This window comes from Ruegeria sp. O4, from assembly GCF_056535125.1.
In genome coordinates, this window is sequence record NZ_JBQERO010000005.1 from 47,155 (window position 1) to 64,529 (window position 17,375).

Genomic DNA, 17,375 nt, shown 5'->3' on the forward strand with positions numbered 1-17,375 from the left:
TTTCTGTTGCCTACGTATTGCGGCTTACAAGTGGGAGGAACAGGTGTATCTCGGTCTTGATTTGGGGACGTCAGGTCTTCGGGGAATTGTGGTCAGTGAAGACGGCGGCGTCGTTGCCGAGGCCGAAGCAAGCGTGAATACATCGACACCGCATCCGGGCTGGTCAGAGCAAGAACCTGCGGATTGGGTTGAAGCGTGTCAAAAGGTCGTTGCCCAGTTGCGCGGGCAAAACAACGCTGCGTTTTCGGCAGTGCGCGGCATTGGTCTGAGCGGACATATGCATGGCGCAACGCTTCTGGACCGACAGGGTAGCGTCTTGAGGCCCTGTATCCTTTGGAACGACACAAGGTCTGCCCGCGAAGCTGCCGAACTGGATGCGCATTCCGCGATGCGATCGATCACCGGAAACATCGTTTTTCCCGGCTTCACTGCGCCTAAACTGGAATGGGTGCGCAGGCATGAACCTGACGTTTTTGAAAAGACTGCCAAAGTGTTGCTCCCCAAAGATTATTTGCGCTTCTGGCTGACCGGAGAATACATCAGCGACATGTCTGACAGCGCGGGTACAGCGTGGTTGGACGTCGGACGTCGGGAATGGTCAGAAAAAGCGCTTGAGCTCAGCCGCATGCGTCGGGATCAGATGCCCGAACTGGTCGAAGGCAGCGCCGCCGGGGGCGAGCTGAGGGCGGAGATTTTGCAGCACTGGGGCCTGACCGGACCCGTAGTCGTTGCGGGCGGGGCAGGCGACAACGCGGCGGCGGCCTGTGGTATTGGAAGCATCGCCGAAGGCCGCGGTTTTCTATCGCTGGGAACGTCCGGTGTGCTGCTGGTTGCCAAGGACAGTTACGCGCCCGCACCGGAAACGGCGGTTCACTGCTTCTGCCACGCGTTGCCGGAGCGCTGGATCCAAATGGGTGTCATCCTTTCGGCGACCAACAGCCTGAACTGGCTGTCCCGGAATCTCGGCCAATCCGTTGGTGTACTCGCATCGGCTTTACCGGATACCGTCACCGGGCCGTCGAAGACCAAGTTCCTGCCATACCTGTCGGGGGAACGTACCCCTCATAATGACAGCGCCATCCGGGGGGCATTTCTTGGGTTGGATATTGCGTCGGATCCAGCGGATCTTGCACAGTCCGTGATGGAAGGTGTCTCATTCGCGCTGCGCGATTGCCTTGAGGCTCTCAGGAGCACGGGAACAAAACCTGAAAGCCTGATGGTCGTGGGCGGGGGCGCACGATCCCGGTTCTGGGTCGAGACGCTGGCAACTGTTCTGAGCGTCCCGCTTGCCTTGCCTAAAGGCAGTGAATTCGGAGCCGCCATAGGCGCGGCACGCCTTGCTGCCTGTGCAGTAAACGGCGCAGACCCGGTGGAGCTCATGACATCGCCAGAAATCTCTGAAATTGTTCAGCCGCGCGCGGGGTTATTCGACGCCTATGAGGCTGAATATCAAAGATACCGCCAATTTTATGCGGCACTATCCCCCTTGTCTGCGCCATGATGAAGGGCGTCACTTCCCTACCCATCGAACAGGTTGTTCTGGAAGATGGTGCGATGTCGGTTTCCCTGCTGAGCTATGGGGCGATCACACAAGGGTGGTGGATCGGTGAAACGCCCTTGATCCTGGGCTATCAAAACCCGCAGGAATATCTGACGGACCCATATTATCTGGGTGCAATCGTGGGTCGCGTCGCCAATCGGATCGGTGGCGCAAAGTTTAATATGCAGGATGCCGCTTATCGCTTGACGGCGAATGAGGGGGAAAACACGCTTCATGGCGGTGTGGTCGGGCTGTCACGCAGCCACTGGATTATCAGGAAGACCAAGTCGAACCGTGCGGTTCTGTCCTTGACGTCACCTGACGGCGCTGACGGTTTTCCCGGAGAAATCAGGTTCGTGATTCATGTCGAGCTGGCTTTTCCACGGCTGACTTACACGATCACCGCATGGCCGGACCGTCCTACGCCGATCAGCATTGCGCAGCACAATTACTATTCTCTGGGATGTCATAGCAGTATTCTTGACAGCCGATTGACCCTGAATTCCAAGCGGGTACTGGAACTGGACGACAGCTCCACTCCGACAGGCGTCGTGGATGAGATCGAAAACCAAGCGCTGGATTTCTCATCCCCGCGCGTTATCGGTGATGAGGGGCGTGGCATTGACCACTACTTCGTGTTTGAAGAGGCGGGCAATTTCGATCGACCGGTTGCCACAGTCGAAACACCGTCAGGTTTGCGCATGAATACCTACTCTGATCAGCCCGGCGCGCAGGTCTATTCCGCCGCGCACCTGTCCGATCCTTTCACGCCATGCGCAGGGCTTTGCATTGAGCCTTCCGGTTACACGGACGCTGTGAACCACCCCTTGTTTCCGTCCGTCATCTATTCTCCGGACAATCCGTATAAACAAGTTCTGACGTTGGAAATCGCAGAGGATCAGGCATGAAAGTTGCGATATCGGTGTATGCTCTGGCCTTTTGCGTGACACTGTCGGCGGCGCAGGCGCAGGACCTCGGGCCGCTTCCTCAATTTGTAGAACGGGACCTTGCCAAGGTCGAACTGGGACAGTTGCTGTTTTACGACCCGATCCTGTCGGGGAACAAAAACATCAGCTGCGCCACTTGTCATCATCCGAAACTGGGAACGTCAGACGCGCTGTCTCTGGGTATCGGCGAAGGCGGTGTGGGGCTGGGGGCAGCGCGCAGGCTTGATCAGGAAAACATGCCCGAGCAGCGCATTCCCCGAAATGCACCGGGGCTGTGGAACCTTGGGGCGCTGGAATTCACCACCTTCTTTCATGACGGGCGTCTTGAGGCAGACCCGTCACAGCCTGACGGGTTCCGAACGCCCTTGGGCACAGATATGAGGCCGGGCTTCCAATCTGCACTGGCCGCGCAAGCGATGTTCCCGGTCTTGTCGGCTGACGAAATGGCCGGCCACTATTCGGAAAACGAAGTGAGCAAAGCCGTACGTCTTGGGTTGCTGACCCAAAAGGACGGCGCATGGGAGCTTATCGCGGCGCGTGTTGCCGCAATCCCGGAATACAGGGCGCGCTTTGACCAGCTCGCGCCCGGAGAAGAGATCACTTTTACCGCAATCGCCAATATCATTGCCGATTTCATCGCCTTTGAATGGCGCGCTGACAACAGCCTGTTTGATCGCGCGATGCAGGGGAAAGAGGCGCTGCCCGAACAGGCACAAATGGGGCTCGACCTTTTTTACGGCAAAGCCGGGTGCAGCACCTGCCATTCCGGTTGGTTCCAGACGGATCATGGATTTCATTCTATCGCCATGCCGCAAATCGGGCCGGGAAAAGCCGCCCGGTTCGAGAACCATTTTCGCGACGACGGGCGATTGCGTGTGACGGGCAATGCGGATGACGCCTTCACATTTCGCACGCCATCCTTGCGCAATGTGACCCTTACGGCACCCTATGGTCACAACGGAGCCTACGCGCGGCTTGAAGATGTTGTCCGTCATCATCTGGATCCGGTCGCAGCTTTGCGCAGCTACTCGGTCGAAAAAGCAGCGTTGCCAGAGTTTCCGGGCGCGGAAGATCAAAAAGCCTTGCTCGACCCCACGCTGACCGAGGCGATTGCAGCGTCGAATGATCTGGCCCCAATCAGCCTGAGTGATGATGAAGTAAACGCCATTTTGAGCTTTCTCAGCACATTGGAAGACCCGGCAGTACGGCTGGGTGTGCCAGCGCATGTTCCCAGCGGTTTGCCTGTTGATCAATGATCAGCGGTCGATGCGAAGCACTTGGTTGCTTCTGAAGGTCTGCCAATCACCAACCGTGCCGTCTGGCCAGATAACCCGCAGCTCCAGTTCGTCCGCGTGGCCCAAGCCAAAGTGGTGAAGCCCGGAGATGCCGCTTGCATGACCGCCGCCAATGGTCACTTCCCGCGTTTGATTTCCGTCGGTGGTTTTAACCTCGATGAAGCTTCCGACAGCTGCGCGATTGGGTCGATCTTGGCCAAGATCAACCTGAATCCAGTTTTCAAGCTGTTGTTCGTTCTGAAATACCTCAAGCGCTGACCCGCGATTGACCACGACCAGATCAAGCGATCCATCCCCATTCAGGTCGGCCAAGGCTCCACCGCGGGACTTGCCCATGGAGGCGACACCCGCCGCTGAGGCAGCTTCGAAAAACTGGCCATTTGCGGATTGCAGCAACAGGTTGTTGGGGTCGGTTTGCGCCGCATCAGGCATCTGTTCGACATTGCCCTTGGCGACAAATATGTCGTCGCGCGCGTCGTTATTGACGTCGCCGAACTGCGCATGCCAGCCGGTTGACGGGCGACCATCGCCACCGACATGCGGCCTGTGCGCCGTTGTCCCCCGGTCATAAGTCGCGTCGCGCCATGTCGGCCCCTCGGCCGTGGGATCAAAGATCTGAAACTTTTGATCCCCCATCGAGGTCAGGTAAACATCAGGGAAGCCGTCCCCTGATATATCCCTTGATGCAATCCCCATGCCCCAGATCGAATAGGGCAGCCACCCATCTTCCGGCGCGTAAAGGCGTGGCGTGTCTTCCATAGCCCAAAGCTGCTCTTGCCCGCCGCGTACATAGTAATGGCGGTCGTTACTGACACGCAGGTCCGCGCGCCCGCTGCGCGCCCAGTCGGAAAACAGTATGGACAAGGAACAATGTCCCGGTACCAGGTGGAGAGGTGGGCCATAAGCCGTCCCTTCGGGGCGATACAAAAGCGTCGGCCCGCAGGCTTCAAACGGGCCATCGGGATTGGTTCGGTCGACATATGTTCCAAAAGCCAGTGTCGGCAGGGATTGACCGCTTTCCCAAGTGGCGGAAAAACCGGTGGTCCAGTGTTCCTGAGACTGGAAATTCAGCGAGGTGAACGGTTCGAATGCGCAATTCGCCTTGCCACGCAACAAAACGTCTTCACCAACACGCAAAACCGCCAAGTCCACAAATCCGTCCCCGTCGATATCCAGTGGGTAGGCGCCGGTCACGCCGGTCAGGGACAGTGCGCTTGGCGTTTCTGGCCGAAAACTGACATTGGGTCCTGATGTGTTGACAAACAATTGCGCCGGATTGGTTCCCCCTGCGGCAAACAGCTCGGGCCGATCATCGCCGTTGCAATCGAAAACGGCGACGCCTCCGCCGACGAAGTGCTCCCATCCTCCGTCGTAAACATGGCTCGGGACGTCGATACTGTGAAACTGCGGCAGGCTGATGTCAGCCATGGCGGTGGAAGCTGTCGCTAGCAGGATCGTCAGTTCAACTTGCATTTTCCGCCAGTTCCCTGACTTTCAGGATCGAGACTTGTTCGATCCCATAGGCCGCTGCCCCTTTTGCCCACATTGAATCCCCCCAATGGTTTACGTTGATTTCAGGCAGTGGCGCGTCAACGCTGACGACACCGTTTTTGATGCGGGTCATCACTGCGTCGGAATGCAGGTATTCAAAGCTGCCTCGGGTGCCGGACAGAATGATGCATTCCGGGTCGAACAGATTGATCAGGTTGGAAAGCCCCATTCCAAACATCTGGCCAGCGCGGGACAGAACTGAAATGGACCGGGCATCACCGGATTGGGCGGCGGCGTGAATATCAGCAAGAGTGTGCGGGTCAGTAGCCTGGCTGGCAATGGTTGCCTCGCGGATCAGGGCATATTCCCCAACATAAGCTTCAAGGCATCCGCGTTGCCCACACTGACATAACGCGCCATCCAGCTGAACTTTGACATGCCCGAATTCCGCGCCGCAGCCGCGCTCGCCGCGATATAGTTTGCCATCCAACACAATGCCCAAACCAATGCCGTGTTCTATCGTGACAACCAGAAAGTTCTTCAGCCCTTTGCCAAGCCCGAAAAGCTGTTCGGCCTTTGCAACCAGATTGGCGTCATTCTCGATAAACGCGGGGCAGGGGAGCACTTGGGACAGAAGCGGGCTCAGATCCACATTGCGCACTGTCAGCGAAGATGACCAATGTACAAAATTCCGCTCTGCGTCGACCAGTCCGGCAATTCCGATGCAGACGCCGGAAACCTCTGTCAGGGACCTGCTTGCAGAGGTGCAGGCCTGTTCCAGCGCCGCGTATATCTTTTTTGCAAAAACCTCTGGGGCCATCCGGGCCTCTTCCAGCGGATGAGTGTAAGAGGTGATCTCGGTGCCTTCAAAATCGACCAGGATGACTGAAATCTGGTGCCGGGCCACTTTCACACCGGCAATCAGGTGACATCCGCCATGCAGTTTCAGCAACACACGTGGTCTGCCGCGGCGCGCGGACTTAGACGGTGTTTCGCCTTCGATTTCCTGAATCAGACCAGCTGAAAGCAGATCTGACGTTGCCGTTGTCACTGTCGCCGGGCTGGTCTCAAGCGCGCTTGCAATGTCGATCCGCGATATCGCCCCGGTCGACCGGATTTGTTCCAGCACGCGCAAACGGGTGATGTTTCGTTGATCCGTAGCGTTTGAAGAAACCTTGCTTTTCAGCATCCTGCCCTCGCGAATCTGATGATTTCCCAAGCGTAAGCGGTTTTTCTTCTTTCGGGTAGCATAAATATTTTACTGACTGAAATAATTATGCTACTCAGAATTGTGAGAGCCACGAATCATGAAGCGATGGCTCGATAAACCGGGAGGAAATCATGAAACGAATTCTCAGCGCTTCTGCTGTGGCCGCCCTGATGGGGACGGTTGCGTTTGCAGAAACCACGGTCGGTGTCAGCTGGTCGAACTTCCAGGAAGAGCGCTGGAAAACCGACGAAGCGGCAATCAAAGCCGCGCTTGAGGCGGGCGGTGCCGAATATATTTCGGCAGATGCGCAATCGTCGTCGGCCAAGCAATTGTCGGATATTGAAAGCCTGATCGCCCAGGGCGTTGATGCTCTGATTATACTGGCGCAGGATTCCCAGGCCATCGGTCCAGCTGTTCAGGCAGCGGCCGACGAAGGTATCCCAGTCATCGCGTATGACCGTCTGATCGAAGATGATCGGGCCTTCTACCTGACCTTTGACAATGTCGAAGTCGGTCGTATGCAGGCGCGCGCGGTGTTCGACGCCATGCCCAAGGGCAACTATGTGATGATCAAGGGCTCGCCCACCGACCCGAACGCGGATTTCCTGCGCGGTGGTCAACAGGAGATCATTCAGGGCGCTGTTGACAGTGGTGACATTGTGATCGTGGGCGAAGCCTATACCGATGGCTGGCTGCCTGCGAACGCGCAGCGCAACATGGAACAGATCCTTACCGCCAACGAAAACAAAGTCGATGCTGTAGTCGCGTCAAATGACGGAACCGCAGGCGGTGTAGTTGCTGCACTGACCGCGCAAGGTATGGACGGTATTCCGGTGTCGGGTCAGGATGGCGACCATGCGGCGCTGAACCGGGTGGCCAAAGGCACGCAAACCGTTTCGGTCTGGAAAGACGCACGTGAGCTGGGCAAGGCCGCAGGTGAAATCGCGGTCGCGCTGAGCGGTGGAACGGCTGCGGCGGACGTCGAAGGCGCGGTCAGCTGGACTTCGCCCGGTGGGACTGAGATGACGTCTGTCTTCCTGGCGCCTGTGCCGATCACAAAAGACAACCTTTCCGTTGTGGTCGATGCTGGCTGGATTCCGCTGGAAGACCTGTGCCAAGGCGTCGAAAACGGCCCTGCACCCTGCAACTAAGTCAAGTCTCCAAACCATAACGTCTCTGGCCCGCAAGGCCGGGCCAGAGACCATAGCTGAACATGAAAGATCGGATATGACCGAAACTTCGTCTCAGCCGGTACCCCAAAAAGCAAAGGCCAACCTGTTCCAGCAACTGGAACTGGACATGCGGCTATTGGGCATGATCGGCGCCTTCATCATCCTTTGCATCGGCTTCAACATCGTAACGGATGGCCGTTTTCTGACGCCCAGAAACCTGTTCAACCTGTCGATCCAGACCGTCTCGGTCGCGATAATGGCCTGCGGCATGGTGTTCATTATCGTGATGCGCCACATTGATCTTTCGGTCGGCGCGCTGCTGGCGACCACATCCGCCGTCATGGCGATGACACAGACCGAACTTCTGCCGAACGTGCTGGGGTTAGGTTTAAATCACCCGGCGACTTGGGCAATCACCCTTGTTGTCGGCCTCGCAGTCGGAACCTTGATCGGCGCATTCCACGGTTGGATGGTAGGCTATCTGACCATACCGGCCTTTATCGTGACGCTTGGCGGTTTTCTGGTCTGGCGCAACGTCGCCTGGTACATGACAGACGGCCAGACAATCGGCCCGCTGGACAGCACGTTCCTGATATTTGGCGGAACCAACGGGACGTTGGGAACAACGGTCAGCCTTCTGTTCGGCCTTGCCGCCACCGCTATTGCGGTCTGGGCGTTGTGGAGCGGACGCCGCTCCAAGGCTGCCCATGGGTTCCCTGTGAAACCGGTTTGGGCCGAAACAACTTTGGCGGGGATCATTGGCATCGCCATTATGGGCTATGTCTTGATCGTCAACAGTTACTCGATCCCCACACGCAGGCTGGAACGTATGTTCGAAGCGCGGGGCGAGACCATGCCTGAAGGGCTTGTTGTGGGTTATGGTATCCCGATCTCGGTTCTGATCCTGATCCTTGTTGCAGTAACCTTGACTGTTGTGGCCCGCAAAACCCGATTTGGCCGCTATATCTTTGCCACGGGGGGCAACCCGGATGCGGCGGAACTGTCGGGCATCAACACCCGCATGATGACCGTCAAGATCTTTGCGCTGATGGGGTTCCTGTGTGCGCTGTCGGCGGTCGTGGCCTCGGCCCGTCTGGCCAACCACTCGAACGATATCGGCACATTGGATGAGCTTCGCGTGATTGCTGCGGCCGTGATCGGCGGCACCGCCTTGTCCGGCGGTATTGGTACGATCTACGGCGCGATCCTAGGCGCGCTGATCATGCAGGCGCTGCAATCGGGCATGGCCATGGTTGGCGTGGACGCACCCTTTCAGAACATCGTCGTGGGCACCGTTCTGGTTTTGGCCGTCTATATCGACATCGTCTATCGCAAACGTCTGGGAGCGAAATGATGCAAGCACAAGAAACACAGAACCAAACTTCGGGCCGTGGGTCCGGCCAGCCTCCGCTTGTCGAAATGCGCGATATCTCGATTTCGTTCGGCGGCATCAAGGCGGTGGACCGTGTCTCGGTCGACTTGTACCCGGGCGAGGTTGTGGGCCTTCTGGGCCACAACGGGGCCGGTAAATCTACGCTGATCAAGGTGCTTTCGGGTGCCTATCAGAAGGACCACGGAGAGATCCTGATCGACGGCAAGAGGGTTGAGATCAACAACCCCCGCGATGCGCGTGCAAACAATATCGAGACGATCTATCAGACGCTGGCCTTGGCGGACAATCTGGATGCAAGTTCGAACCTTTTCCTGGGGCGGGAGATGGTCACGCCCTTCGGGTTGGTCAACGATGCCGCGATGGAGGCCGAATGCCGCAAGATCATGGCACAGTTGAACCCGAACTTTCAGAAGTTCAATGACCCGGTCTCGGCGCTGTCCGGCGGTCAGCGGCAGTCGGTGGCCATCGCGCGTGCGGTGTACTTCAACGCGCGTATCCTGATCATGGACGAGCCCACAGCCGCGCTTGGCCCACACGAAACACAGATGGTGGCGGACCTGATCCAGCAGCTCAAGGCGCAGGGGATCGGGATTTTCCTGATCGACCACGACGTGCATGCAGTGATGGAGTTGTGCGACCGGGCTTCGGTCATGAAAAACGGGCAACTGGTTGGCACTGTCGACATCGCCGATGTCACGGATGACGATCTGTTGTCGATGATCATTTTGGGCAAGAAGCCCGGCGAAAAGACGGAATGAGGTAAACGAGATGACGAGCGGTTTCTTTCAGGGGATCGAGCAGGTCCAGTTCGAGGGCGAGAACAGTAAGAACCCGCTCGCATTCCGTCACTACAACCCGGACGAGATCGTGATGGGTAAGCGCATGGAGGATCACCTGCGTTTTGCCGTGGCGTGGTGGCACTCGTTTGCCTGGGAAGGCGGGGATCCGTTTGGTGGCTCGACTTTTGAACGTCCATGGCATCCGCAAGATGACATGGGCCGCGCTAAAATGAAGGCCGATGTTGCCTTTGAGATGTTCGAGATCATTGGTCAGCCCTATTTCTGCTGGCATGACGCGGATATCCGTCCCGAACAGGGCAATTTTGCAGAAAACCTGCGAACGCTGAATGAGATCACTGACTATATCGGTGAAAAGATGCAGGTTTCCGGAACCAAGCTGTTGTGGGGCACAGCCAACATGTTCAGCCACCGTCGCTGGATGGGGGGTGCCAGCACCAACCCCGACCCTGATGTCTTTGCATTTGCCGCCGCCACGGTGAAATCCTGTTTGGACGCGACCCACAAGCTGGGCGGCGAGAATTATGTGCTTTGGGGCGGGCGCGAGGGCTACGAGACGCTGCTCAATACCGACATGAAGGCCGAACTGGATCATATGGGCCGGTTCCTGAACATGGTGGTCGAGTACAAGCACAAGATCGGCTTCAACGGCACGATCCTTGTAGAACCCAAACCGCAGGAGCCGTCCAAGCATCAATATGATTTCGATGCAGCAACCTGCATCGGTTTCCTGCGCAAGTACGGCCTTGAGGATGAGGTAAAGCTGAACCTGGAACAAGGGCACGCAATCCTGGCAGGACACAGCTTTGAACATGAGATCGCTGTTGCCTCGGCCGAAGGTATGCTTGGGTCCATCGACATGAACCGAAACGATTACCAGTCCGGGTGGGATACGGATCAGTTCCCCAACAACACGCCTGAAGTCGCGCTGGCTTATTACCACATCCTGAAAGCGGGCGGGTTTACCACGGGTGGTACCAATTTCGACGCCAAGCTTCGCAGGCAATCCATCAATGCCGAAGACCTGATCGCGGCGCATGTGGGCGGGATGGATATCTGCGCCCGGGGCCTGAAAGCGGCAGCTGCGATGCTTGAAGATGGTGGTCTGGAACAGGCGCTGGCCGACCGGTATGCAGGCTGGAAAACGCCTAAAGCTCAGGCGATGCTAACCTCTGGCCTCGACGAGATTGCAGCGCGGGTGCTTGCCGAAGACCTCAATCCTCAGCCACGCTCGGGGCGTCAGGAAGTGCTTGAGAACTACGCGAACCGCTTTGTGTAATTTCGGTCGGCTGAGCCTGAACTGAAATATTCGGTGTACAAAGCCCCGGAAACGCGTGAGTTTACTTAGGCGTTGTCCGGGGCTTTCCCTTGTCGAACGCAGTGGCATCATGGGCCCGTCCGGGTCGCGCAGGTGGGACGACCAAAGACTTGGTGGAAAAATCGGCAGGTAAGGCAATCTTTCTAAGTGGCAACCTGATGCTACATGTGACGCGCATGTCGCTGACCACGAGCATTGGATTGATGGCGATATTTGCTGTCGATTTTGTCGATATGGTCTTTATCTCGATGCTGGGCAACGACGCGCTGGCCGCAGCGGTAGGTTATGCCGGGACGCTGCTGTTTTTCACCAACGCAATCAATATCGGTCTGTCGATTTCTGCCGGGGCGCTGGTCGCGCGTGAGTTGGGCGGCGGGCGGGCTGAACAGGCAAGGCAATACGCATCCAGTGTCGCCGTTCTGGGGCTGATCGTCGGGTTGGTAACCTCTGTTCTGGTGTTGCTGAACGTCAGCTTTCTGCTGTCGCTGCTTGGCGCAGAAGGCGAGGTTTTGCGGCTGGCGACGCGCTATGTGTCGATCATTCTGCCGACCATGTGGGTGATGTCGATTGCGATGGCAGCGATGGCTGTGCTGCGCGCCCACGGCGATGCGCGCCGATCAATGATGGCAACGATTTACGGCGGCATTGTGAATGCAGTTCTTGACCCGATTTTGATCTTTGCCGTCGGGCTGGGGTTGGATGGCGCCGCGATAGCCTCGGTTCTGGCGCGGCTATGCATGTTGGGAGCAGCATTGTGGCCCGCGCTGCGGGTGCATCAGGGATTTGCACGCCCATCGCTGAAACAGGTGGCACAGGATTTTCGGCCCGTGCGGGCCATCGCAATCCCTGCCGTTCTGACGAATGTCGCCACGCCGATCGGGAATGCCATCGTAGTGCGGGAAATTGCACAGTTTGGAACGGATGCGGTTGCGGGCATGGCGGTGATTGGGCGGCTGTTGCCGGTGGCGTTTTCGGTCATCTTTGCGCTGTCCGGTGCGATAGGGCCAATCATCGGGCAAAATTTCGGGGCAGAAAAATTTGATCGCGTGCGCGCTGCGTTTTTGGCCGGGATCAAGTTCACCGCAATCTATGTTCTTTGCATGTCGGCCATTTTGTTTTTACTGCGTTCGCCAATTGCGAATTTGTTCGCAGCCCAGGGGGAAACGCGCGTACTGATTTATCTGTTCTGCGGCCCGCTGGCATTGGCGTCGTTCTTCAACGGTGTGATTTTTGTGACAAATGCCAGTTTCAACAATCTGGGCCATCCGGTCTATTCCACATGGATAAACTGGGGTCGTCACACCATTGGCACATGGGTGTTTGCCACGATTGGCTCACAAATCGCCGGGGCGTCGGGCGTTCTGCTGGGTCAGGCTTTTGGGGGCGTCATCTTTGCTGTCATAGGATGGGTTCTTGTCGCGCGCGTTGTTGCGCGGCTGGAACGGGTGCAAACGCCCGAGCCTTTTGCCGACCAGGGGCGGCTTCACTCGCTGTTCGGGCGTCGCGGCTGGTAAGCGATCAGGTCAGTTCCCCTGATTGCGCGCTTCCAGCCGTTCCAGGTTGACCACTGTCGACAGCATCAGACGGTCATGGCTCCAATCCCGTGTCTGCTGGATTGAGGCCGACCCCAGAGCCAAAAGCGCACCAAAGATCAGCGTCATTCCAAGGAACACTGCCGGTAGGGCAGGTACCGATGGCTGAACATCGGTCAGCGCGATTACACGTTGCCGCAATACGCGCTTTGCCTTACCGCCTGTCACAAAGGCAACATTCAGAACGCGTGGGCTGTTGGTTGAGATTGTCCGGGCGCAATAGTCCAGCAGGCACGCCGTGTATTCCCGCGCATCAATCCGTTTGCGCGCAACAACCGACTGGTCGCAGGCCAACTCGCGCAGCCGGCCGAACTGATACTTGAGCATCAGATAGGCGGGGTTCCAGAACAACAGCGGACGCAGCAGCTCAAACCCCAGTTCCCATTCGACGTCACCCGTACGGATATGCTGAAACTCGTGGGCAAGTGCAAAACGCAACTCGCGCGGGGTGTCCAGCAGATGGCTGGGCAGAACGACGTGGCGGCGGCGAAGTCCTCGCACGGCAAAGGGCACAGTGATGCGATCGGACAGTCGAATATCCACCTTGGCGGACCGCCGCCAAAGAAAACTGGAATTGACAGTCTGACAGATCGTCATTGCGTCCCGCAAGGCACGCGCGGCGTACACGGCTGCGATACAGGCAAGTATGGCGGTAACGAGGGTGATCACGGGCTGCCGCCCGGACAATGCCAGATCAACCCACCTTTCGCGGGTGTTCAGCAGTGCTTCGAACTGAGTAGCAGGCATTGCGATGTCACCGCGCAGATAGGCTGCAACGGCGATATCGCCAAGGGCCACGGCACTGCCCGGCCAAGCGTAAGTCGCCAGCGACGACACGCAAACCGCGAGAAACGGACTGGCAAGAACACAGATGCACAAGGTCTTGAGCGCCCGCAACTGTGCGACATAGCCATTGCGCAGGGCGGTGCGGCTTAGGGCCGTGCGGGTCACCAGCCAGATCACCGCCGAAAAGGCCAGCACGATGTTGAGTTCGATGAATGCGTCGAGAACCGGTCTAACCGCTGTCATTTTGCAGTCTCCTCTCTACCAGTGCTCGAATTTCCTCCAGGTCGGCTTCGCTCAGCCCCGCGTCGTCGACCAGCCGCGCCACCAGTGTGGCGGGGGTGTCGTCGAAAAGCGTGCGCGACAGATTTTGAAGCGAACGGGCCTGATATCTGTCCTTTTCCAGAAGCGGCGTATAGATCAGGGTCTTTCCCGACTTGTGGCTTTCCACAAAACCCTTCTCGTCCAGAATGCGCAGGATCGTGGCCCCGGATGTATAGGCCAGGTTGCGTTCTGACGGCAGGCGGTCCAGGACATCACGCACCGAGCCTTGCCCGAGGGCCCAGAGCTCGTTCATGAACTCCAGTTCGACCTCGGTCAGCAGATTTGTTGTCTTTTTCTTTCGCATTGGTCTCGGTGTCGTCATGGTTAGTATGCCTGACAGACAAGCATCCTTTCGCGATTTCTCAAAGTCTAAACTTTCCAGAAAACAAAAACGCCCCAGCCAATGGACAGGAACAGCGGTGTCCAGACGGGTTGCCCGACCAGCCCAAGCCACGCCAGGAAAATATATGCGGACCCCAGAAGGGTGATGAACAGGCGATCCCCCAGTGTGGTTGTCAGCCCCAGAACCCCGCGCCGTTCAATTCCGTCGCGGAATTTGAAGCCTTCCAGCAAGCCAATGCATGCTATGGCCGAGAAGATACCGACAAACACGGCCAGCGTGGCAGGTGTCCATGCCATCCAGAAATCGGGCCACAGGGGGTCCGTCCACGAGAACCCTTTTTCGGCCTCCTGTCCGACATTGCCCCATCCGGCCTTGGCCTGGGCAAAGGCTGCTGAGGGCAAGAAGGGCAGGGTGAGAAGCAGTTTTCGCATGTTGAACCTCACACACGTCCCATCGCGAAGCCACGCGCGATGTAGTTGCGAACAAACCAGATGACGATGGCACCGGGGATGATGGTCAGGGTGCCCGCGGCGGCCAGCAGCCCCAATTCGTACCCGGCACTGGATGCTGTGCGGGTCATCACGGCAGCGATGGGTTTGGCCTCAACCGCGGTCAGGGTCTTGGCCAGCAGCATTTCTACCCATGAGAACATGAAGCAGAAGAACGCCGCGACACCGACACCTGCCTTGATGTTGGGCAGAAAGATCGTCACGAAGAAACGCGGGAACGAATATCCATCCACATAGGCGGTTTCATCCAGCTCCTTTGGGATGCCACGCATGAAGCCTTCCAGGATCCACACCGCCAGTGGCACGTTGAACAGAGTATGGGCCAAAGCCACGGCCAGATACGTGTCGAAAAGGTGGATCGACGAATAAAGCTGGAAGAATGGCAGGGCGAACACGGCCGCCGGAGCCATACGGTTGGTCAACAGCCAGAAGAACAGCTGCTTGTCACCGAGGAACCGATAGCGTGAGAACGCATAAGCCGCAGGCAGGGCAACGCAGACGGAAAGCACTGTGTTCAGAGTCACATAGGTAATCGAGTTGATGTAACCCCAGTACCAGGTTGGGTCTGTGAAGATGGTGATATAGTTTTCCAGCGTAAAAGTCTGGGGAAACAGGGAAAAGCCCGACAGGATCTCGTTCGTTGTCTTGAAGGACATCGCCACCAGCCAATAGATCGGCAGCATCAGGAACGCGATATAGAGGATCGGGATGATGGACCGCTTTTTCATTCTGCGTCGTCCTTTGTCATCAGAGTGTAGAAGAGCCACGACACCAGCAGAGTGATGGCGAAGTAGATCAGGCTCATCGCTGCCGCCGGGCCAAGGTCGAACTGTCCCAGTGCGATCTTCACAAGGTCAATCGACAGCAGGGTGGTCGAGTTGCCGGGACCGCCGCCGGTCAGAACAAAAGGCTCGGTATAGATATTGAAGCTGTCCATAAACCGCAGCAGAACAGCGATGGTCAGAACCGTCTTCATCTTGGGCAACTGGATATAGCGGAACACCGACCACGGGCTGGCGCCGTCGATCTTGGCGGCCTGATAATAGGCGTCGGGAATCGACACGAGGCCGGCATAGCACAGCAGCACGACCAGCGACGTCCAGTGCCACACATCCATGACGATGACGGTGATCCAGGCCGAAAGCGGCTGTTGCGTCATGTCATAGTTGATGCCCAGCACGTCATTCAGGAAATATCCCAGCAATCCGATTTTGGGCAGAGTGAAGATGTTCCACATCGAACCCACAACGTTCCATGGGATCAGCATCGGCAAAGCCATCAGCACCAGACAGACCGGCACCCAAAAGCCCTTGCGCGGCATAGACAGGGCAACGATGATGCCCAGCGGAACCTCGATCAGCAGGATTAGGAAGGTGAATAGGAATTGCCGACCAAGTGCTGCCTGAAACCGGTCGGATCGCAGGATCTGTTCGAACCAGCCCAAACCTTCCCAGAAGAACTGGTTGTTGCCGAAGGTTTCCTGCACCGAGTAGTTGACCACCGTCATCATGGGCACCAGCGCGTTGAACGCCACCAGCGCAAGAACGGGCAGGACAAAGAACCATGCCTTTTGGTTTTCCGTTCTCATTGCGCCCGCTCCTGAGTTGCAATCCAGCCGTCGCGGTAGACGCGGGATTGTTCGGGTTTGAATTGCAAAAAGACCTGTGATCCCGGTTCCGGTACACCGTGTTCGGTCACGACCTTGAGGGCGGTGTTGCCGACCACGGCGCTAACCACGTAATGACGGCCGATATCGGCGACCTTGGTCACATGCGCCGGAATGCCAGTGTCGCCGAAACCTACATATTCCGGGCGGATACCCAGATCGGTGCGTCCGCCGTCACCATGTGTGGGACCTTCCAGCATGACCTCGTGCCCTTCAAAAACGGCGCGGTCGCCTTTGGCTTCACATGGAAGGACATTCATGCCCGGCGAGCCGATGAAATGGCCGACAAATGTGTGCTGGGGCCGTTCAAACAATTCGACAGGTGTTCCGATCTGAACCACTTCACCGTCTTGCATTACCACCACCTCGTCGGCGAAGGTCAGCGCCTCGGTCTGGTCGTGTGTCACGTAGATCATTGTGGCCTGCACGCGCTGATGCAGCTCTTTCAGCTTGGACCGCAGTTTCCATTTCAGGTGCGGGTCGATCACTGTCAGTGGTTCATCGAACATCACTGCATTCACGTCGTCGCGAACAAGGCCGCGACCCATCGAGATCTTCTGCTTGTTGTCCGGGCTCAGGCCTGATGCGCGGGTGTCCAGCATATCCGTGACGTCCAGCATCTCGGCGATTTCCAGAACACGGCGCTTGATGGTTTCGGCGTCGACACCCCGGTTCTTCAACGGGAACGCCAGATTCTCGCCCACGGTCATCGTGTCGTAGATCACCGGAAACTGGAAGACCTGCGCGATGTTGCGTTGGTCCGGGGGCAGGGCGGTGACGTCCTGATCATCGAACAGAATCCGGCCTTCCGAGGGGGTGAGAAGACCGGATATGATGTTCAGCAGCGTGGACTTGCCACAACCTGACGGCCCCAACAGCGCATAGGCCCCGCCATCGCGCCATGTCACGTCGATTTCCTTCAGGGCATAGTCCTCGGGGCCTTTTGGCGATGGCATATAGCTGTGTCGAAGGTTTGAAAGCTTGATCTGTGCCAT

16 protein-coding genes are annotated in these 17,375 nt (G+C 57.5%); 8 read left to right on the plus strand and 8 right to left on the minus strand.

Features of this window, described 5'->3' with window-relative positions:
- The first annotated feature begins 43 nt into the window (after window positions 1-43).
- From xylB to ACR0J7_RS08470, 3 genes are read left to right on the plus strand one after another with little or no spacing between them, the layout of a single operon-like run.
- Window positions 44-1,501 carry a xylulokinase gene (gene xylB, locus ACR0J7_RS08460; RefSeq protein ID WP_480913982.1) on the plus strand — a complete coding sequence of 486 codons (1,458 nt, stop codon included), beginning with the start codon at window positions 44-46 and terminating at the stop codon, window positions 1,499-1,501.
- Window positions 1,501-2,448, plus strand: coding sequence for an aldose epimerase family protein (locus tag ACR0J7_RS08465; protein ID WP_480913879.1), 948 nt, complete (start codon window positions 1,501-1,503; stop codon window positions 2,446-2,448). The genes xylB and ACR0J7_RS08465 overlap by 1 nt, the downstream gene beginning before the upstream one ends.
- Entirely contained in the window at window positions 2,445-3,743 is a 1,299-nt protein-coding gene (locus ACR0J7_RS08470) for a cytochrome-c peroxidase (protein WP_480913881.1), read from the plus strand. The genes ACR0J7_RS08465 and ACR0J7_RS08470 overlap by 4 nt, the downstream gene beginning before the upstream one ends.
- Here the strand turns inward: ACR0J7_RS08470 and ACR0J7_RS08475 are convergent, their stop codons facing one another.
- On the minus strand, window positions 3,744-5,255 hold the full coding sequence (locus ACR0J7_RS08475) for a CRTAC1 family protein (RefSeq protein ID WP_480913883.1): 1,512 nt from the start codon (window positions 5,253-5,255) through the stop codon (window positions 3,744-3,746). It lies immediately after the preceding gene.
- On the minus strand, window positions 5,245-6,462 hold the full coding sequence (locus tag ACR0J7_RS08480) for an ROK family transcriptional regulator (RefSeq protein ID WP_480913885.1): 1,218 nt from the start codon (window positions 6,460-6,462) through the stop codon (window positions 5,245-5,247). Before ACR0J7_RS08480 ends, ACR0J7_RS08475 begins: the two co-directional genes overlap by 11 nt.
- Before the next feature lie 152 nt (window positions 6,463-6,614).
- Here ACR0J7_RS08480 and xylF point away from each other — a divergent pair, with 152 nt between their 5' ends.
- From xylF to ACR0J7_RS08505, 5 genes are all read left to right on the plus strand, one after another.
- Window positions 6,615-7,634 (plus strand): D-xylose ABC transporter substrate-binding protein, encoded by a 1,020-nt coding sequence (gene xylF / locus ACR0J7_RS08485; protein WP_480913887.1) that lies wholly within the window; start codon window positions 6,615-6,617, stop codon window positions 7,632-7,634.
- Window positions 7,635-7,710: 76 nt separating this feature from the next.
- Entirely contained in the window at window positions 7,711-9,009 is a 1,299-nt protein-coding gene (locus tag ACR0J7_RS08490; RefSeq protein ID WP_267364641.1) for a sugar ABC transporter permease, read from the plus strand.
- Window positions 9,009-9,806, plus strand: coding sequence for an ATP-binding cassette domain-containing protein (locus tag ACR0J7_RS08495; protein ID WP_480481611.1), 798 nt, complete (start codon window positions 9,009-9,011; stop codon window positions 9,804-9,806). Before ACR0J7_RS08490 ends, ACR0J7_RS08495 begins: the two co-directional genes overlap by 1 nt.
- A 10-nt stretch (window positions 9,807-9,816) precedes the next feature.
- Window positions 9,817-11,124: a xylose isomerase gene (gene xylA / locus ACR0J7_RS08500; RefSeq protein ID WP_480913889.1), complete on the plus strand. Its 1,308-nt coding sequence runs from the start codon at window positions 9,817-9,819 to the stop codon at window positions 11,122-11,124.
- A gap of 215 nt (window positions 11,125-11,339) precedes the next feature.
- The gene (locus ACR0J7_RS08505) at window positions 11,340-12,677 is read left to right on the plus strand and encodes an MATE family efflux transporter (RefSeq protein WP_480913891.1); all 1,338 of its coding nucleotides are present in this window, start codon (window positions 11,340-11,342) and stop codon (window positions 12,675-12,677) included.
- A 9-nt stretch (window positions 12,678-12,686) separates the two neighbouring features.
- On the opposite strand, the gene ACR0J7_RS08510 is transcribed toward ACR0J7_RS08505, so the two are convergent.
- The 6 genes from ACR0J7_RS08510 to ACR0J7_RS08535 form a co-directional block, all read right to left on the minus strand.
- Entirely contained in the window at window positions 12,687-13,784 is a 1,098-nt protein-coding gene (locus tag ACR0J7_RS08510) for a M56 family metallopeptidase (protein ID WP_480870345.1), read from the minus strand.
- Window positions 13,771-14,166 (minus strand): BlaI/MecI/CopY family transcriptional regulator, encoded by a 396-nt coding sequence (locus tag ACR0J7_RS08515; RefSeq protein WP_209504337.1) that lies wholly within the window; start codon window positions 14,164-14,166, stop codon window positions 13,771-13,773. Before ACR0J7_RS08515 ends, ACR0J7_RS08510 begins: the two co-directional genes overlap by 14 nt.
- A 65-nt stretch (window positions 14,167-14,231) precedes the next feature.
- Complete coding sequence (locus tag ACR0J7_RS08520; protein WP_480486089.1) at window positions 14,232-14,636, minus strand: DUF2160 domain-containing protein; 405 nt, start codon at window positions 14,634-14,636, stop codon at window positions 14,232-14,234.
- Between the two features lie 8 nt (window positions 14,637-14,644).
- Window positions 14,645-15,442 (minus strand): carbohydrate ABC transporter permease, encoded by a 798-nt coding sequence (locus ACR0J7_RS08525; protein ID WP_155139158.1) that lies wholly within the window; start codon window positions 15,440-15,442, stop codon window positions 14,645-14,647.
- Window positions 15,439-16,302 carry a carbohydrate ABC transporter permease gene (locus ACR0J7_RS08530; protein WP_209595792.1) on the minus strand — a complete coding sequence of 288 codons (864 nt, stop codon included), beginning with the start codon at window positions 16,300-16,302 and terminating at the stop codon, window positions 15,439-15,441. Before ACR0J7_RS08530 ends, ACR0J7_RS08525 begins: the two co-directional genes overlap by 4 nt.
- Complete coding sequence (locus tag ACR0J7_RS08535; protein WP_480913893.1) at window positions 16,299-17,375, minus strand: ABC transporter ATP-binding protein; 1,077 nt, start codon at window positions 17,373-17,375, stop codon at window positions 16,299-16,301. The genes ACR0J7_RS08530 and ACR0J7_RS08535 overlap by 4 nt, the downstream gene beginning before the upstream one ends.